The sequence below is a fragment of the Sphingomonas pokkalii genome (assembly GCF_003096275.1).
In the GTDB taxonomy this organism is placed as follows: Bacteria; Pseudomonadota; Alphaproteobacteria; order Sphingomonadales; family Sphingomonadaceae; genus Sphingomonas; species Sphingomonas pokkalii.
Genome location: NZ_QENQ01000001.1, coordinates 3,277,068 through 3,293,881, shown reverse-complemented (window position 1 = coordinate 3,293,881; position 16,814 = coordinate 3,277,068). Strand labels below are relative to the sequence as shown.

21 protein-coding genes are annotated in these 16,814 nt (G+C 64.5%); 14 read left to right on the top strand and 7 right to left on the bottom strand.

Features of this window, described 5'->3' with window-relative positions; genetic code table 11:
• The first annotated feature begins 370 nt into the window (after positions 1-370).
• Both DD559_RS19975 and DD559_RS15120 read left to right on the top strand, forming a co-directional pair.
• Complete coding sequence (locus DD559_RS19975) at positions 371-595, top strand: hypothetical protein (protein WP_206364510.1); 225 nt, start codon at positions 371-373, stop codon at positions 593-595.
• Positions 596-819: 224 nt separating this feature from the next.
• The gene (locus DD559_RS15120; RefSeq protein ID WP_116469921.1) at positions 820-1,311 is read left to right on the top strand and encodes a Ros/MucR family transcriptional regulator; all 492 of its coding nucleotides are present in this window, start codon (positions 820-822) and stop codon (positions 1,309-1,311) included.
• 133 nt (positions 1,312-1,444) lie between these two features.
• On the opposite strand, the gene DD559_RS15115 is transcribed toward DD559_RS15120, so the two are convergent.
• Together DD559_RS15115 and DD559_RS15110 are read right to left on the bottom strand one after the other, a co-directional pair.
• A complete protein-coding gene (locus tag DD559_RS15115) occupies positions 1,445-1,960 on the bottom strand; it encodes a hypothetical protein (protein ID WP_133243832.1) in 516 nt (171 codons plus the stop codon).
• A gap of 106 nt (positions 1,961-2,066) precedes the next feature.
• On the bottom strand, positions 2,067-2,252 hold the full coding sequence (locus DD559_RS15110) for a hypothetical protein (protein WP_116469919.1): 186 nt from the start codon (positions 2,250-2,252) through the stop codon (positions 2,067-2,069).
• Positions 2,253-2,775: 523 nt separating this feature from the next.
• Here DD559_RS15110 and DD559_RS15105 point away from each other — a divergent pair.
• The 6 genes from DD559_RS15105 to DD559_RS15080 all read left to right on the top strand — a co-directional run bounded on the left by DD559_RS15105 (position 2,776) and on the right by DD559_RS15080 (position 6,966).
• Complete coding sequence (locus DD559_RS15105) at positions 2,776-3,648, top strand: tyrosine-type recombinase/integrase (protein WP_165831109.1); 873 nt, start codon at positions 2,776-2,778, stop codon at positions 3,646-3,648.
• Positions 3,649-3,859: 211 nt separating this feature from the next.
• Positions 3,860-4,489, top strand: coding sequence for a DedA family protein (locus tag DD559_RS15100; protein WP_116469918.1), 630 nt, complete (start codon positions 3,860-3,862; stop codon positions 4,487-4,489).
• 155 nt (positions 4,490-4,644) lie between these two features.
• Positions 4,645-4,842, top strand: a complete 198-nt coding sequence (gene secE / locus DD559_RS15095) for a preprotein translocase subunit SecE (RefSeq protein WP_116470938.1) — start codon at positions 4,645-4,647, stop codon at positions 4,840-4,842.
• A gap of 16 nt (positions 4,843-4,858) precedes the next feature.
• Entirely contained in the window at positions 4,859-5,398 is a 540-nt protein-coding gene (nusG, locus tag DD559_RS15090; protein ID WP_116469917.1) for a transcription termination/antitermination protein NusG, read from the top strand.
• A 476-nt stretch (positions 5,399-5,874) separates the two neighbouring features.
• Positions 5,875-6,066 (top strand): hypothetical protein, encoded by a 192-nt coding sequence (locus tag DD559_RS15085; RefSeq protein WP_116469916.1) that lies wholly within the window; start codon positions 5,875-5,877, stop codon positions 6,064-6,066.
• A gap of 15 nt (positions 6,067-6,081) precedes the next feature.
• The gene (locus tag DD559_RS15080) at positions 6,082-6,966 is read left to right on the top strand and encodes a hypothetical protein (protein WP_206364509.1); all 885 of its coding nucleotides are present in this window, start codon (positions 6,082-6,084) and stop codon (positions 6,964-6,966) included.
• 67 nt (positions 6,967-7,033) lie between these two features.
• Here the strand turns inward: DD559_RS15080 and DD559_RS15075 are convergent, their stop codons facing one another.
• Positions 7,034-7,645 (bottom strand): general stress protein, encoded by a 612-nt coding sequence (locus tag DD559_RS15075; protein ID WP_116469915.1) that lies wholly within the window; start codon positions 7,643-7,645, stop codon positions 7,034-7,036.
• A gap of 41 nt (positions 7,646-7,686) precedes the next feature.
• A complete protein-coding gene (locus DD559_RS15070; protein WP_116469914.1) occupies positions 7,687-7,980 on the bottom strand; it encodes a PepSY domain-containing protein in 294 nt (97 codons plus the stop codon).
• 169 nt (positions 7,981-8,149) lie between these two features.
• Here DD559_RS15070 and DD559_RS15065 point away from each other — a divergent pair, with 169 nt between their 5' ends.
• The 4 genes from DD559_RS15065 (at position 8,150) to rplA (ending at position 11,128) form a co-directional block, all read left to right on the top strand.
• Positions 8,150-9,250: an AI-2E family transporter gene (locus tag DD559_RS15065; protein WP_116469913.1), complete on the top strand. Its 1,101-nt coding sequence runs from the start codon at positions 8,150-8,152 to the stop codon at positions 9,248-9,250.
• Positions 9,251-9,462: 212 nt separating this feature from the next.
• Positions 9,463-9,825: an EF-hand domain-containing protein gene (locus tag DD559_RS15060; RefSeq protein WP_116469912.1), complete on the top strand. Its 363-nt coding sequence runs from the start codon at positions 9,463-9,465 to the stop codon at positions 9,823-9,825.
• Between the two features lie 174 nt (positions 9,826-9,999).
• A complete protein-coding gene (rplK, locus tag DD559_RS15055) occupies positions 10,000-10,431 on the top strand; it encodes a 50S ribosomal protein L11 (protein ID WP_116469911.1) in 432 nt (143 codons plus the stop codon).
• A 4-nt stretch (positions 10,432-10,435) separates the two neighbouring features.
• Positions 10,436-11,128: a 50S ribosomal protein L1 gene (gene rplA, locus DD559_RS15050; protein ID WP_116469910.1), complete on the top strand. Its 693-nt coding sequence runs from the start codon at positions 10,436-10,438 to the stop codon at positions 11,126-11,128.
• Positions 11,129-11,251: 123 nt separating this feature from the next.
• On the opposite strand, the gene DD559_RS15045 is transcribed toward rplA, so the two are convergent.
• Together DD559_RS15045 and DD559_RS15040 are read right to left on the bottom strand one after the other, a co-directional pair.
• Positions 11,252-13,054 (bottom strand): methyl-accepting chemotaxis protein, encoded by a 1,803-nt coding sequence (locus DD559_RS15045; protein ID WP_116469909.1) that lies wholly within the window; start codon positions 13,052-13,054, stop codon positions 11,252-11,254.
• Positions 13,055-13,120: 66 nt separating this feature from the next.
• Positions 13,121-14,434, bottom strand: a complete 1,314-nt coding sequence (locus tag DD559_RS15040) for an OprO/OprP family phosphate-selective porin (protein ID WP_165831108.1) — start codon at positions 14,432-14,434, stop codon at positions 13,121-13,123.
• An 836-nt stretch (positions 14,435-15,270) separates the two neighbouring features.
• On the opposite strand from DD559_RS15040, the gene rplJ reads away from it, so the two are divergent.
• Together rplJ and rplL are read left to right on the top strand one after the other, a co-directional pair.
• On the top strand, positions 15,271-15,786 hold the full coding sequence (rplJ, locus tag DD559_RS15035; RefSeq protein ID WP_116470937.1) for a 50S ribosomal protein L10: 516 nt from the start codon (positions 15,271-15,273) through the stop codon (positions 15,784-15,786).
• A 63-nt stretch (positions 15,787-15,849) separates the two neighbouring features.
• The gene (gene rplL, locus DD559_RS15030) at positions 15,850-16,227 is read left to right on the top strand and encodes a 50S ribosomal protein L7/L12 (protein ID WP_116469907.1); all 378 of its coding nucleotides are present in this window, start codon (positions 15,850-15,852) and stop codon (positions 16,225-16,227) included.
• A gap of 116 nt (positions 16,228-16,343) precedes the next feature.
• Here rplL and DD559_RS15025 read toward each other — a convergent pair whose 3' ends face one another.
• Complete coding sequence (locus DD559_RS15025) at positions 16,344-16,793, bottom strand: hypothetical protein (RefSeq protein WP_240610283.1); 450 nt, start codon at positions 16,791-16,793, stop codon at positions 16,344-16,346.
• Positions 16,794-16,814 lie beyond the last annotated feature (21 nt).

Genomic DNA, 16,814 nt, shown 5'->3' with positions numbered 1-16,814 from the left:
CGTAGCCAATCCGTCGAGCCGGCCCGGCTCATCGCCCGGCGCGTACGTCGCTCCCGCCGACATCGGCCCGTGTGCACCGCGGCATCGGCCCGTGTGCCAACCGTGTCATAGACAATGAAGACCCGGCAAAGGCGGCAGCGCGCCGATCGCGAAACCGCGCCTGCCGCGGATTGCTGGTGGCCGCACCTCATCGTTCCTCGCCCGCCCAATCGTCCCATATTGGGACGACGACCGCCAGATAGCTGCCGCGGCAGGCCGCCGAACGTGGGAAAATCAAACAGATCATCCCCGAATGGCGGGGTGATGAAATCGATTTCTCTCATTGTGAGTAATAGAGATCGCGCCTCGGGCAGCGGACGCCGGCTGCCACGTGGCCACCAAGTCCTCGGTCATTTCCCGGCAAATGCAGGCGATTGCTGCCAATATCCGCCCCTGCCGCCAACCGTCGATAGCTCGCAACCGCAGCACGACAGATATCCCGCCCCGCCGATGCTTAACGTTTTCACCGGAAGACGATTTTGCGGCGGTCCGCCTATTATATAAATTCTCCAACACCAAAAAGAAATCTACGATTTACTATTATTCGGAAGAATAAATACCTCCGATCAAAGTGCGGAATCGAGAATGCCGCACATTGCAGGCGGGTCAACTCCGTACATTCCGAAAGGCTGAAGTTATGCGCATCAATACAACTGGAGATTAACAGCACATAACCCCCTTCACCCGCATTCCGGGCTATGATAGGGGTTGCTATACGTAACAGCCACTATTGATACTAAATTTGCAAACGATCTATATTGACATCATTGGAGTCGTTTGATGAACAACGAGATAAAATCGGGTTCCGTGGAGTTGGCCGCCCAGCTCACCATCGCCTGGCTTGGAAATGAGAATAATCGCGTGGCAGCGGATGAGGTTCCCGCCTTTCTGCGCAGCATGCACGCCACGCTGAACGATCTGTCGGAAGAGGCTGGATCCGGCCTTATCGACGACGAGGACGAAGCCGAAGGGGCACGGGGTGCGCACGCACCGGCAGTCTCGGTACGCAAGTCCCTCGCGTCGCGCGATCACATCATTTCGCTGATCGATGGCAAGCCTTACCGCACGCTGCGGCGCCATCTTGCCGCGCACGGGCTCACGCCGGAAGCATATCGCCAGCGCTACAATCTACGCGCCGATTATCCCATGGTGGCCGAAAGCTATTCGGAGCGCCGCCGCGCCTTGGCACAGGAAATCGGCTTGGGGCAACGCGGCCGCGCCGCACGTGCCCAAACCGGCGCGCGCAACGCACGGCGGCACAAGGGGGATTGATCCCTCGGCGCATCGCCGGCGGCTCGCTGCGATCAGGCTGCAGGTGCAACGAATACCCCGTTCGCCAAGCAGCGCGCTTTCGCAATCCGCGAAAGCGCGCTAGCCGCCTTCAAGGTCGGTACCCGGCCCCTGGCTATTGCAGCAGCGCCATGATCTCCGGCACGGCGCCTTCCGACAGATAATAACCTTCGCGGACCTTCAGGCCGATCGCGTCCTCGATGCCGAAACGGGCGACGACGCCGCGCAGTTCGTGCACGAACACCTTCACGCTCGATGTATTGACCGATTTGGTGCAGACGAGCGGCGCCAGGTCGCGTGCGCGGCGCGGCACACCGGGGCGAGCAAGCAATTCAAGCAGCAGCAGCGCACTGCCGCGATGGCGCAACCCCAGTTTGGTGCGGACATAATCCGCGCAGAGCTGCGATTCGGGCACCGGGCCGAGCAGCAGATCGAGCTTGAGCAGTTCGTGCGCAGCTTCGCGCAGCAGCGGCGCGCTGCCGACCGCCTGCACCGCCTCTTCCAGCAACCTGCGCGCGATGTCGCGCGTCCCGCGGAAGCGCTCCGTCGGGGGCAGGTCCGTGTCCAGTGGCCGCGCCATGGTTGCAACGGCGCTCTGCTGAACGACATGCGCCAGCGACGAATACATCATGGATTGATAACCTCGTTCGAAGTCGGGAAAGCGCGCGCGCCGGGCGCCCGGGAACAGGGGGCGGCGCTGCCGAGCGTTGCGCGCGCGTATGTCTCCCGCACAACCATCAGAACAGCTTGAAAGCCAGGAACGCGACCGCCCAGATCGGCACGCTGAGCACCAGGCCCACCAGCACGCCCTTCAGCGGCTCCGCATCGCCCTGCCGCGAGGTAGTGCCCTGGCCGTCGATCATCGGCCCGATTTCGGCCATCTGCGCATTTCGCAGATCGATCTTCTCGGCAGAATAATCCACTAGCTACCCTTTCCCACCTGAAATTGACGAAAATTCCCGAGCCGACTGCGCTGCCAGCGGCGTCGCAACGCCGCCGCCGCTCCTCGCCGCATGGCCCCCGCGCCACTGGCGACAGGCGGACGCCGCGCCCCGGAAATGCCCTTGCCGCCAGCACAGCCCGCCCGTCCCTCGGCCCGCCGCACCACCGCAGCGGGCACGACCTCGCCCGCCTGCCGCGCACCGGCAGGCCCGAAGGCATGGGCGATCGCGTCACTATTTCCGAAACGGCATGTGAATTTGGCATCAATCTCGGCAGGTACCGGGGCGGGGCGCACCGCCTTCGAAACGTTTACGCTGCTTGTATTGGATGTATATCCCTCTGCCAGCACGACGCACATCGCCCCTATCCAATGCAGGACGAACTTGACTCGTCGCCCTGTTACCCTTTAGCCAATAGTGTATCAGCGCAGAGAGCGATCATCGCTTTCAGTATAGCGGCGGATACTCCTGATGCGTGCCAATATGTTCTAGTAGGATATGCGTAATGGAATTGATGGTTTTCACGACCTGCGGTCACCGCAAGTATCTAACAAGCAAAGAACTTCAAAGCTTTGCTGAAACGGCGCGGCGGGCGCCGCTGGATGTGCGAACCTTCTGCTTAACCATCGCCAATACGGGATGCCGGATTTCCGAAGCGCTTGCCATGACGGCCGAAAATGTCGATTTCGAAGCCCAGACTCTAGTTATCAAGTGCCTCAAAAAGCGTGGTAAAACCATATATCGTGCGATTCCGCTTTCGCAGGGGCTGCTCCAGCAGCTGCGCCGGCTCGTCGATCAGATTGGCAGCGCATCGCAGCGGCTCTGGCCCTGGTCGCGCATGACCGGCTATCGCCGCATCTGCGAAATCATGGCGCAGGCGGGCATCGTCGGCGAGCATGCGAGCCCCAAGGGGTTGCGACACGGCTTTGCCGTCCAGGCGATCCAGGCCAACGTACCGCTGACGCTGGTGCAGCGCTGGCTGGGGCACGCCAATCTGAAGACGACGGCGATCTACACCGCCGCGATGGGCGCCGAGGAGCGCAAGCTGGCCGAGCGCATGTGGCTCGGCGATAATGCCGCGGAAACAAGCGCTTCCAACGAGCCGGCGGCGCCATCGCCGCTACGGGCTACGGGCGGGGCGGCCGCACGATGTGGGTCGCTGGCGCAGGATGCCGCATTTTTTCACCGGCCGAACTATCGTTTCTCCGTCAGTATTCCCGGCTCTATTCTGAAGCAGGGCGAACAGGGCCTTCCGCCCCAACGCCGCGCGACGGACGCGATCCCCAAAAAATCGCTGCTTGGCCAATTGCTCGATTGCGCGCTGTTACGCTTTTGGCTAAATCGTAACAGTAAAAATACTGATAATTCCTACACTTAGGATTTTCACCTAGATGTAGCCGCCAACCCCCGATGCCGTTGTATAAGCGATCAACCCGACTCTCGTTCCGCAACTGCTCACAGTTTGCCGCATTGCACACAAGACTCAGCGAACCACGCTAGCGACATCAGCCCTGTACCCGATCGCTGCATTCGCCTTATGGCGAAAAAAGCCTCTTTCCAACGGCGGCATCCTCGCGCAACGAGCGCGCATGGTCGAACGCATCCTGGGCATTCTTGCCACCTTCACCATCGGCGTCATTTCGAGCGGTGGCTATCTCGGCATCGCGCTGCTGATGGCGATCGAATCGGCCTGCATCCCGCTGCCGTCGGAAATCATCATGCCGTTCGCGGGCTATCTGGTCTCCACCGGCCGGTTCGATCTCTATCTGGCGGCCACCGCCGGGGCGATCGGCTGCAATCTCGGCTCGATCGTCGCCTATGAGATCGGCAAGCGCGGCGGCCGGCCGCTGGCGCTGCGCTGGGGCAAATATGTGCTGATCGGCCCGGGCGAGATCGACGCGGCGGATCGCTTCTTCGAACGCTGGGGCAGCATGGCCGTGCTGATCGGCCGCCTCCTCCCCGTCATCCGCTCGTTCATCGCCTTCCCCGCCGGCGTCGCACGGATGAAGCTGGTGCCGTTCCACGTCTATACCTTTATCGGTAGCTGGCCGTGGTGTTTCGGCCTTGCCTGGGTGGGCATGGTGCTGGGCGACAAGTGGAACAGCGATCCGCGGGTGAAGGCGGCATTCCACAGCGCCGATGCGCTGATCGGCGTGGTGCTGGTGGCACTCGTCGCCTTCTATATCTGGCACCGGGTGCGCGGCATGAAGCGCGGCTGAGCACGCTGCCCGCCGCGGCTTGCACAAGCCGCGGCGATCCTCTAGATACGATCCCCTAGCCAAAAGCGTGGGTGGGTTTGCACCGGTTCCTGGAAGGATCGGGCAGCGGACCCATGTCCGGCGGCGATTGACAGTTTCAAGCGAGGATGCCGCCCGTGGCGAAGACCAGTCCCGTCGAATTCGTGAAGCAGGTCCAGACCGAGACCCGCAAGATCAGCTGGCCCAGCCGGCGCGAGACGATCATGACCGGCGTGATGGTGATGATCATGACGACGCTGCTCGGGCTGTTCTTCCTCGGCATCGATTCGGCGTTTGACCTGATCGTCAACAGCCTCCTCCGCCTCGCGCAGTAAGGGACACAGCAACAACATGTCGCGCTGGTACATCATCCACGCCTATTCCGGTTTCGAGGGCAAGGTCCGCGATCAGATTCTGGCGGACGCCACCCGCCTGGGCCTGGATCGCCTCGTCGAAGCGGTCGAAGTGCCGACCGAAACCGTCACCGAGGTTCGCCGCGGCAAGAAGATCCAGTCGGAGCGGAAGTTCTTCCCCGGCTATGTCCTCGCCAAGCTGGAAATGAACGACGACGTCTATCACCTGGTGAAGAACACGCCGAAGGTGACGGGCTTCCTCGGCAGCTCGGGCAAGCCGCAGCCGATCAGCGAGGCGGAAGCCGCGCGCATCCTGAACACCAAGGAGGAGGCCGCGACGGCGGCGCCCAAGGCCAAGCTCAAGGTCGATTACGATATCGGCGATACGGTCAAGGTCATCAGCGGCAACTTCGCGACCTTCTCGGGCGTGGTGGAAGAGCTGGACTACGACAAGAACCGCGTGAAGGTGTCGATCTCGATCTTCGGCCGCGCGACTCCGCTGGAGCTGGGCTTCGAGGACGTCGAACGAATCAAGTGATGCGGGGGCTCCACCGGAGCCGACCAGATGGAGAACGAAAGAGCCGGGGTGGAAGCCCCGGCTTTTTTGTTGGCCGGTCCTCGCGCACAAGTCCGCCGCCTCCCACGCAACGTGCGCGCGGAAGGGCGCCCTTGGCCCCTGCCGCTGCCGACAGAGTGCCCGCGCCCCCATCTTCGCCCCCCCGGCCTTGCCCGGAAGCGGCAATACATGCCTGCCATACCAAGCTGCATGGACATGGGCTCATCCGGCTCCACGCCGTCACCCCGGCGGAAGCCGGGATCTATGCGCCTGTGGGGGTCAGCAAGAGCCGATAGCGAGACCTCAATGGCCCCCGGCTTTCGCCGGGGTGACCATGTGCAGCGCAGCGATGGGTTCTGATCAACGCAACACGGTGTCAGCTGCGCGGAGAAACGCCACGGGCAGGATTGCAATTCTCGTGGGGGAACTTAGCTTGTAAGCAAGGTGAGGAGGCAGCGATGAGTTTGTTCGTGAAGCTCGGTTTGGCTCCCAGCGAGCGCGATAAAAGGCTGAAGCGCCTTATCGATAACAGCTATCCCTCGATCCGCGTCGTTGGGCGTGGCACCATCAAGATCGATCCCAATGAAGTGCGCAGCACGCCCGAGTTCAAGACCGCGCGTGCCAGGGCAGAGCAGATCGTCAAACCCTGACCGCAGGCGGGGGGTATGCTTTTTCTGCTGATTTTTCCCGTACTCGTTGCGGGTTTCTTCGCCTGCCATATCCATCCGGTCGATTCCTACCGCCTACACCGGTACGAGGGGCAATATCTTTATCTGAAGAGCGCCGAACTCGGCATCAAGTGCTTCTTCATCGCCGGCCTGGTCGCGCTCACAATGCACCATGCACTTCCCGACGACATATCTCTATGCGGCCACCGCTTTTCCTGGAGGCTCTTGGATTGGCTGACCGAGCAGATGACGATGATCGGCGCGTCCCAACAAGGCGAAGCGCGCAAAATGGCTTGGTTCGTCGCGCTCTCCTTCCTGACCTTTTTCGCAGCCTTCGTACTCAAGTTCTGGGCGCATCTACAACTCTGGCTGCGGTTCCGGAGTTGGCAAACGAAGCTCTATGTTATTGGCGAGATCCTCGAAGACAGCCCGCTCGACAATCTCCTTTTCAACTTGTCACTCGACAAGGAGAAGAATGTGATGCTGACGATGGAAGATCGGAAGGTCTATGTCGGACGCGTCGTCGATCTTGGGGAGCCGACCGCCACTGGCGGCATGGACCAGGATATTCTCCTGATCCCGGTAATGAGCGGCTTTCGAAACAAGGATGATCTCAAGGTTACGTTCACCACCTTCTACAGCGAGGTGAAAGCCGATATTCTAATCTCGCTCCGGCAGGATAACATCGTCTCCGCGACCGAGTTTGATTTCGACGCGTATCACAAATGGAATCCGCCCGAGGCCAAGAAGCCCGAGGAATCGGATGCTGAATCCGCCGAGCAGGCGAAAACGACGGCGGATAGATCGCAGCGGAGCAAAGGCGAAGCAAAGCAAGGCCTGATTTCTCGCTTCTGGCGATGGATCTCAAACCAACCGCATTGATTGCGCCGACACGAAAAAAGCCGGGGCAACCACCCCGGCTTTTTCCTTTGTGTCCGGCTTCGCGTGCTCAGAGCACCGTCGGCTCGCGATAGGCGCGGCGCTCCCGCTCGATCTCGTCGCGGCTATAGGCCGGCGCGTCGCTGTCGAAGCGGGTCCAGCCCGTCTCCCGATAGGCCGCGCCACGCGTGCCGGCATCGACGCCGCGATGGCGGTGCAGCACCGCTTCCGCTTCGTCCGCCAGGCTGTCCGACACGCGGGCGCTCACCAGCGTGCCGCCGCGACGGACGCCTTCGGAATAGACGTTCGCCTCGTCCTCGCTGTGTCCGGCATTCTTCAGCGCGCCGACCATGCCGCCGGTGGCGGCGCCGCCGACCCCGCCGATCGCCGCACCCGCCGCCGTCGATGCCAGCCAGCCCGCCGCCACGATCGGCCCCAGGCCCGGTATCGCCAGCAGGCCCAACCCGGCGAGCAGGCCGCCCACGCCGCCCAACGCCGCCCCGGTCGAGGCGCCACGGGTCACGTCGCCATGGGCGTTCACATCGGTCACATCGTGGTCGCCATGCGCATTATTGGCGACGATGCTCAGATCGTCGTGCGGCACGCCCAGCCGCTCAAGGTCGTTCACGGCCGTCTTGGCGTCCGCATAATCGTCGAAAAGTCGCGTGATGGTCCGGCTCATGCTCTTGCTCCTGATAATGGGTTGGTCGCGGTGCCGGGGCGTCAACGGGCGGTGACGTTGCCCTTATAGTCCAGCGTCACCGTCACGCGCTTGCCGTCCTTCATCGCCGTACCGCGCCAGGCGCCGCCGTCCGTGCCCTTCAGGTCGCTGACCTGGGTATAGCCGGCCTTTTCGATCCGGCCCCTGGCCTGCCCTTCGGTGAACGAGCTGCGGCCCTCCGCCGGCCGTTTCACCATATGGGTGCTGCTATCCTTGACCGCGGGGTTATGGTCCTGCGCGGCAGCCACGCCCGTCGTCGCCAACAAGGCCGTCGCGGCCAATAGGGTCAGCTTCATCGTGCATCCTCTCATATCGTTCTGGTGCTCGCTGGTCGGCCCATCCGGCGCGACCAATAATAACTAAACCATTGAAAATCCTAATAGTTCATATCGATAGCGTATCGAGGTGAAAGTATCGCGCCGGACCGCGCTTGCCTGGCGCGCGCGGCCCGGCCACAGTCGGCGGATGATCGATCCGCAACGCACCCCCACCACCCCTGCCCAGACCCGTGCCCGCGTCGTCCTTGCCGTCGCCATCGCCGCCGCGGCGCTCTGGATCGGCATGGCGTTCGTGCCGGCGATCCTGTGGGCCGGCGTGCTGGCGATCGCGATCGATCCCGTGCGGCGCTGGCTGATCGATCGGATGCCCGGCCACGGCCTGGCCGTCGCGGCGTTGCTGACCCTGGCGGTGCTGCTGGTGGTGATCGTGCCGCTCAGCCTGGCGGTGTCGCAGGCGGTGGTGGAGGCGCAGACTGCCTTTGCCTGGATCGCCGACGCCCGCGCACACGGCGTGCCGGTGCCCGACTGGGTCGCGCGGCTGCCCTGGGGCTCGTCGGAGCTCACCGCCTGGTGGACACTCCACCTCGCCACGCCGGAGGCTGCCTCTGCCGAACTGGGCCGGCTGGATCACACGCTATGGCGCAGCCATTCGCAGGCGCTCACCCACAGCCTGGTCCGCCGGGTGGTGGTATTCGCCTTCACGCTGGTGGTGCTGTTCTTCCTTCTGCGCGACCGCGACGCGATCGTCCGCCAGCTCGAACGCGGGGCGACCCGGGCGTTCGGCGATGCCGGCGAGCGGCTTGGCCGCCAGATCTTCGCCGCGGTGCGCGGCGCGGTGGACGGCATGGTGCTGCTCGGGCTGGCGCAGGGCATATTGATGGCGATCCTCTATGCCGTGGGCGGCGTGCCGCATCCGATCCTGCTCGGCCTGTTCTCCGGCTTCGCCTCGATCATCCCGTTCGGGCTGGCGGTGGTGCTGGTGCTGGCGGTGCTGCTGTTGCTCGCCAAGGGCGCGGTGGTGGCGGCGATCACCGTCGGCGCGATCGGCTATGCGCTCAACTTCGTGATCGACCATTTCCTCCGCCCCGGCCTGATCGGCGGCACGACGCGCCTGCCCTTCGTGTGGGTGCTGATCGGCATCCTCGGCGGCGTCGAGACGATCGGTCTGCTCGGCCTGTTCGTCGGCCCGGCGGTGATGGCGGCGCTGGTGCTGCTGTGGCGCGAATGGGTGGCCGATGGCGATATCGGCGGCGCGGGGGCGGGGCAGACGGCGGAGCTGCACCCCTGACCCGCATGGCGTGCGAAGCCCAGCGGGCGCGATGCGGAGACAACGCCCCTAGCGCAGGCGCCGGGCTCGTCGAGCTTGCCTCGCGCGGCCCGGCCTGGAAAGGTCGTGGGAAACGGAAACCCGTGTCAGGAACCGTTCAGCTGATCGCAGCAAAGCTCCGCGGCAGCGACTGGACGGTCACTGCCGGGCCGGTGATTTGAGGAGAGTTGTACATGCTGAACCTCGCCTTGCTTCTCGCGCTGCAAGCCGTTTCGAACCCGCCGACGCCAAGCGCGCCCCAGCATGAGTTGAAAGTGGACATGCAACTGGATGCCGCCTTCTTCGCCGCAGCGGACAAGAATGGCGACGGCGGGCTGTCGCTCGATGAGTTTGTCGGTGGCATGGATCGCCGCATCGATGCCGCGATCGCCACGAACCCCGCGGCGCAGAAAAAGATCACCCCGGACCAGCGCGCGGCCATCCGAGAAAAGATGCTCGCGCCGGCGTTCCGAAGCTTCGACAAGAATTCCGACGGCATCCTCACCCTGGCGGAGATCACGGCTGCCGGTAAGGCGAACGAAGGTGCGGCGAACTAGCCCTTCCAGGCTTTGACGCTAAGACCACCCCTGGGGCGGTTGCCGACACCCAGCCCCCTTGCTTCCACGCCCCCTTTCCGCTAAGGCCGCGCGCTTCCAAGCAACCAGCTCGGGAACCATGCGGGAGGCGGCCGATGGCCGTCGCTTGTACCGCTCGACTTGAAAGAGAGTGACATGGCAAAGAAGATTACCGGCTATATCAAGCTGCAGGTGCCAGCCGGCGCTGCAAACCCCTCGCCGCCGATCGGCCCTGCTCTGGGTCAGCGCGGCGTGAACATCATGGAATTCTGCAAGACCTTCAACGCGCAGACCGGTGACGTCGAAAAGGGCACCCCCCTGCCGACCGTCATCACCGTCTATGCGGATCGTTCCTTCTCGTTCGTCACCAAGACGCCGCCGGCCACCTATCTGCTGAAGAAGGCCGTCAACCTGAAGTCGGGCTCGAAGGAGCCGGGCAAGGTCGTCGCGGGCAAGATCAAGCGTTCGCAGCTGGCCGAAATCGCCCAGGTGAAGATGAAGGATCTGAACGCCAACGACATCGACGCGGCGACCAAGATCATCGAAGGTTCGGCCCGCGCGATGGGCCTCGAAGTGGTGGAGGGCTGATTCCATGGCAAAGCTGACCAAGAAGCAGAAGGCATGGACCGTTCCGGCCGAGAAGCTGCACGGCGTTGACGAGGCAATCGCCGTCGTCAAGGCACACGCCACCGCCAAGTTCGACGAGACCATCGAAGTCGCGCTGAACCTCGGCGTCGATCCGCGCCACGCCGACCAGATGGTCCGTGGCGTCGTCACCCTGCCCGCCGGCACCGGCAAGACCGTCCGCGTCGGCGTGTTCGCTCGCGGCGCCAAGGCGGAAGAAGCCCTGGCCGCTGGTGCGGACGTCGTTGGCGCCGAAGACCTGATGGAAGCCATCCAGGGCGGCAAGATCGATTTCGATCGCTGCATCGCGACCCCGGACATGATGGGCCTGGTCGGCCGTCTCGGTAAGGTGCTGGGTCCGAAGGGCCTGATGCCGAACCCGAAGCTCGGCACCGTGACGATGAACGTCGGTGAAGCCGTCAAGGCTGCCAAGGGCGGCCAGGTGGAATACCGCGTCGAAAAGGCCGGCATCATCCATTCGGGTATCGGCAAGGTGAGCTTCTCGAACGAAGACCTGCGCCGCAACTTCGACGCGCTGGTCGATGCCGTCGTCAAGGCGAAGCCGGCCGGCGCGAAGGGCAAGTACCTCCGCAAGGTGGCGCTGTCCTCGTCTATGGGCCCGGGCGTGAAGGTGGACGTGGCCGAAGTCGCCACCGTCTGATCCCTTCGGGACCACGCACAGAAAAAGGGCCGGGGAGCGATCCCCGGCCCTTTTTGCTTGCCCGTCGTGCGGGCGGTACCCGAAGGCTGCGGCGGCGGGATGCCGCGCGCAGCCTCCCGGCCGTCAGAAGGTGGTCCAGTCGTCCGCGCTCGCCATCTGCGTCACCGGCACCGCGGCCACGCTCGCGGTCCGGACGGGGCTCGCAACGGCGGCACGGACGGTGCGCACCGCGGCCGCGGACCTGCTCGAACCGATGTTGAAGCGTTCCGCCTGCTCGGCCAGCGTCGCCACTTCCGAATTGAGCGTGCGCGCGGCTGCCGAGGTTTCCTCCACCATCGCCGCATTCTGCTGCGTTGCGGTGTCCATCGAGGAGATCGCGGCCGAGATCTGGGTAACCGCAGATGCCTGGGCCTGGTTGTCGCTGGCGATGCTGCTCAGCAGCGAATGCACCTCACCCACATCACCGCTGATATTGGCCAGCGCGCCGTCGACGCGCTGCACCATGCTCACCGCCGCGCCGATGTCGTTCTGCGTCGCGGTCAGCTGGTCGCGGGCACGGCCCGCTTCCTCTTCGGCGCGCATCGCCAGTGCAGAGACCAGGTCGGCGACCACCGCGAAGCCGCGGCCCGCCTCGCCGGCGCGGCCGGCTTCCACCGCCGCGTTCATTGCGAGGACGCGGGTCTGGAAGGCGATCTTGTCGAGACCTTCGATCACGCTGTCGATGCCCTTGGCGCTGTCCGCCACGCGGGTCATCGCCTGCACCGCTTCGTCGGCGATCCCGCGACCACCCGAAACGGTCGAGATAGCGCCGTCTGCACGGTCGAGCGTGCTGGTCGCGGCCATCGCGGTTGCCTTCAGTCGGTGATCCATCTGGGCGATCGCGGCGGAGGTTTCCTCCAGGCTCGCGGCATTCGCCTCGGTGCGGCGGGCCAGGTCCTCGGAGGCCTGGGCGATCTCGGTCGAGCCGGTGCGGATCGCGCCGGCGGATTCGATGACCGAGCCGATCAGCTCGCGCAGATTGGCGATCGCGTCGTTGAAGTTCTGACGCAGCGCCCCATAGGCTGACGGGAACGCCACCTGGATGCTCGCCGTCAGGTCACCCTGCGACACACGATCGAGGTTCTCGGAAATCGTCGCGGTGACGAAATTCTGCTCTTCCACCGCCTTGGCGGCTTCGGCATCGGCAACCTGCTTCTGGCGGGCGTTCTCGCGGAAGACGAGCACCGCCTTCGCCATCTCGCCCACCTCGTCGCTGCGCTCGGTAGCGGGCACATCGACCTGGGTATCGCCATTGGCCAGCCGGGTCATCGTGCCGGTCATGCCCACCAGCGGCCGCACGATCGCGCCCGAAAGCAGCCAGGCCATCACGCCCGCAATCGCCGCGGCGATCGCCCCGCCGAGCACCACCGCGATCATCGCACCGTTCTTGGCGGAAGCCATCTCAGCACGCTGTTCGGTGATCTTCTTCTGCTGCGCCTCGGCGATCTCGGCGATGATCGCCCGCACCTTGGGAAGCTGCTTCATGCCCGAAATTTCCTGCGCGCGCGCGCGCGTCGCCGGGTTGCGGGCAAGCTCGATCAGTTCGGCGAAGCGGCGGCCGTTCAGGTCCGCCACTTCGGCGCGGAGCTGGCGCAGCCGCTCCAGCTGGTCGGGCAGCTTGGTACCGGCTTCGAAGCTGTTCGACGCCCTTTCGAACGCCTTTACATTGTCCTTATACTCATCGAGCAGTTCCGCCCGGCCCAGCATCGCAAAGCCGCGCAGGGCATTTTCCTGCTGGATGATCGCGCCCAGCATCGCTTCGCCTTCCTGCGCCACGTGAATGCTGTTCACATTGGCGTCGGAAACCACGGCAAGCTTGCTCAGGCTCCGATAGGTAAAGGTCCCCGACGCGAGCACGACAAGGATCACCGCGGCGAAGGCGGCCATCAATTTTCCGGAAAGTTTCAGATTTTGTAGCACTGACATATACTTGACCCTCTCGTCAGTCGAATTTCAGAAAACGAATTGCGCGCGCAGCACCCAGGTGGTGCCGCGATCGGTGCGGGGCCCGATGCTGCCCGGCGTGTTCGCCGGGTTCAGCCGCCAGGCCGATACATTGGCCATCACCCGCATCATGCTGCTCAAATACCAGTTGACGCCGCCGGTCAGGGTCGTGCCCACGCCCCGCGCGCCCGGCGTCCGGACGATCAGTTCCTGATAGCGCGCGGTCAGTTCCACCGGCCCGGCGCCGCCCTGGAACACCGAGCGCTTCACCACCGGACGGCCGATGCCGCCGGTCGCCGCCGCATAGGGAAACGCGCCCGCGTTCACGAACCAGCCGGCGGAAAGGCTCTTGGCGTCGCTGCGGGCCTCGCCGCGCGGCAGATCCACGCTGCGGCGCCCTGCCTCGCCCATCACCCAGAAGCGGCCGAACACGCCGCCGGCTTCCACGCCCACGCCGCGATCACCGGTCACGCCGGTCAACACCGGCATCGGCAACACGGTGCGGGCGTTCAGGCCATGCGCCACATTGCCGCCCAGGCCCAACGTCCGCGTGCCGCCCCGAAAGCTCTCGTCGAACATCCATGCGCCCAGATGCAGAGTCGCCGCCGGGCCCTTGATCGGATTCCAGTGCGCGCGGGCCAGCAACGTGCGGTTGCCGCTCTGCGCCTGGCGCACGTCGATATCGTTGCCGGTCACCGCGAACGAAGCGTGCCAGCGCGCGCCGGTCAGCCGGGCCTGCGCGCCGAGTGCGAAGCCGCCGCGATCCGGCGCGATCGCGCTGGCGACGAAATTGGCTTCGACGAAGGGCAGCGCCTCGCCGCCGGAACTGCCTTCGATGCCGCGATCATTCTGCAGGTTGCCGGCGATCACGTCGCCGGTCACGCCTGCGCCCAGCTTGCCGCGCACGCCGGCATAGGCCCAGAGGATATCGGCACGCCCGCCGACAAACTCGGTTTCGAGCTGGTAGAAGAAGCGGTTCGCCACCGTGCCCGCGAAGCCCAGATGCGCGGTGCGGAAATCGGTATTGCGGGTGTTACGCGATGCAACCCGCGCGCCGCTGGTGCCGGTGGTATCGACGATCGCCTGGCCGAGCAGGCGAAAGGTGGTGCCCCCATCGGGCGAAACGAGCACGGGCGAGCCGTTACGCCATTCGATCTGGGTCCGCCGCACCTGATCCTTCTCTGCCCGCGCCGCTTCGGCCAAGCCGACGGGGGCGGCCGGCGGCGCCGCCCTTGCAGTCGTGGTCGCATCGGCGGAGTCAAGGATGCTAGGAGCCGGCCCGCTGGCAAGCAGCAGGACAGCGCCGAAAGGCGCAAGAACCATGATTACGTTCCCGGACGCGGGCTGAGCCCTCTGCCCAGAAGAAACGACACGTCCCAGACATATTCTAGGAAGAAACCCGGTCGATCGGGCCATTATGGGCGCGAATATGTAAAGATACGAGGTTGGGATACGGGCTGGATTCCCACGCCTTCTGCGGAGGTTTTATCACCTCCGATTCCCCTGCCGGCATCGATCCCGAGCGCAATGAACGACAAAATTCGATCGAGAATGCATCGACTTGCCGACCGTCGACACAGCTCGGCACGCGATGGAGTGCCGCCGGTATCCGGACACATCTAGCGGCGATCGTGCACGATCGGCCGTTCGGCGAAAGCGGAACAGGAGGCCATGCCAGCCTTATTCCCCAGGCCAGAACGCGCTATCGCCATCCCTCTTTTACCGCCATTCGAGCGTCTCGAGGTCGCGCCCCAGCCGGGTCGGGGCCGTGCGCTGTCGACAGCCAGGGACTCGAGGGCGTCGGCCCTTGTGTCCCACCTCGGCCTGCACGATTAGGCGCCTCTGCGCCCCCGCCCCCTCCGCCCCCTCTCCCATTGACTCCTACCCCGAATCCGCTATGTGCGCGCTTCCTCCTTCGGGAGGAATCCGTCCGAGACAGCGAGTGACCGGAATTTGCCGGTCTTAATCTCTCGCCTAGACGGGGAACGATTTTTCCGATGCGGCCCGCCGATGCGCGGGTGCGGCGTTCGGGTCACGCCCAGGGACTTCCCCGGCCGCTGACGATCCACCCCCTCGGACATTTGAGAGCCTGGCCCGCTTCGGTGGGCCGTAACCGGGGCTTCCTGTCACAGGGGAGCCTCATGTATGAGGAAACCGGCATGGATCGTTCCCAGAAGGCCGACGCCGTTGCCGAGCTGAACCGCACTTTCAACGAGGTCGGCGTGGTGGTCATCACCCGCAACCTCGGGATGACCGTCAAGCAGTCGACGGACCTCCGCAACAAGATGCGCGAAGCCGGTGCGAGCTACAAGGTCTCGAAGAACAAGCTCGCCAAGATCGCTGCCCAGGGCACCGATTATGCGGTGCTCGCGGATCTGCTGACGGGTCCGACGGCGCTCGCCACTTCCGTGGATCCCGTGGCTGCGGCCAAGGTGGTCGCGGACTTCGCCAAGACGAACGACAAGATCGAAATCGTCGGCGGGGCCATGGGCGGGCTGCTGCTGGATGCCGCTGGCGTTCAGGCACTGGCTTCGCTGCCGTCGCTGGACGAGCTGCGCGGCAAGCTTGTGGGGCTCATCGTGGCACCCGCTACCAAGCTCGCCACGATCGCGCAGGCGCCCGCGGCACAGATCGCACGCGTGCTTGCTGCCCACAGCGAGAAGCAGGCGGCCTGATCCTCGTGATCGGGTCTTCGCGACTTTTTCTATCCCTTAATTCTGCATTTATTGGAGTGTATCATGGCTGACCTTAACGCAATCGTCGAACAGCTTTCCGCGCTGACCGTTCTCGAAGCAGCTGAGCTGTCGAAGCTGCTCGAAGAGAAGTGGGGCGTCTCGGCCGCCGCTGCCGTCGCCGTTGCCGGCCCGGCTGCTGGTGGCGCCGCTGCCCCGGCCGTCGAAGAGAAGACCGAATTCGACGTGATCCTCACCGGCGACGGTGGCAAGAAGATCAACGTCATCAAGGAAGTCCGCGCCATCACCAGCCTCGGCCTCACCGAAGCCAAGGCGCTGGTCGAAGGCGCTCCGAAGCCGGTCAAGGAAGGCGTCTCCAAGGACGAAGCCGAGAAGATCAAGAAGCAGCTTGAAGAAGCCGGCGCGACCGTCGAAATCAAGTAAGCTTCCTGGCCGGTATTCAGGCCTGGAAACAAGGAAAGGGCGGCCCGGAAACGGGTCGCCCTTTTTCTTTGCCTGTAAGAAGCGCCCGCGCCCCCAGCCTGTCGGCAGCGGAAGGGTTACTGGCGCTCCCGCACCTTCCGCTCGGCTTCGGCACGAATGCGGGCGCTGCGGGCGCGCTCGAGCCGCTCGCGATCGACAGCCTCGCGCAACTCCCGCTCTTCCTCCCTCCGCTCGCGATCTTCCCGCGCCATGCGTTCGGCAATCCGCAGCCGGATCGCCTCCAGTTCGGGAGACGCCTCTTCGGGGGCCATGTCGGAACGGAACAGATCCTGCCGGCTCAGCCGCTCCGTCGCGGCGATGCGATCGGACCAATGGCGGGGCCTCGCCTTCGGCTTCATGCGGGCAAGGCGCGCGCGGCGCAGCGCGGCACGATAGACCTGGAACATCCGTGCCGAATGCAGCCCCGTGAACAGCGCCGCGACGAGGCCGACCGAAATATATACCGAACTGCCCGGCTGCGGCGCTCTGAGAACGACGAGCACCATCAGATAACTGAGGAGCATCATCAACGCGCAATAGGCACCGAA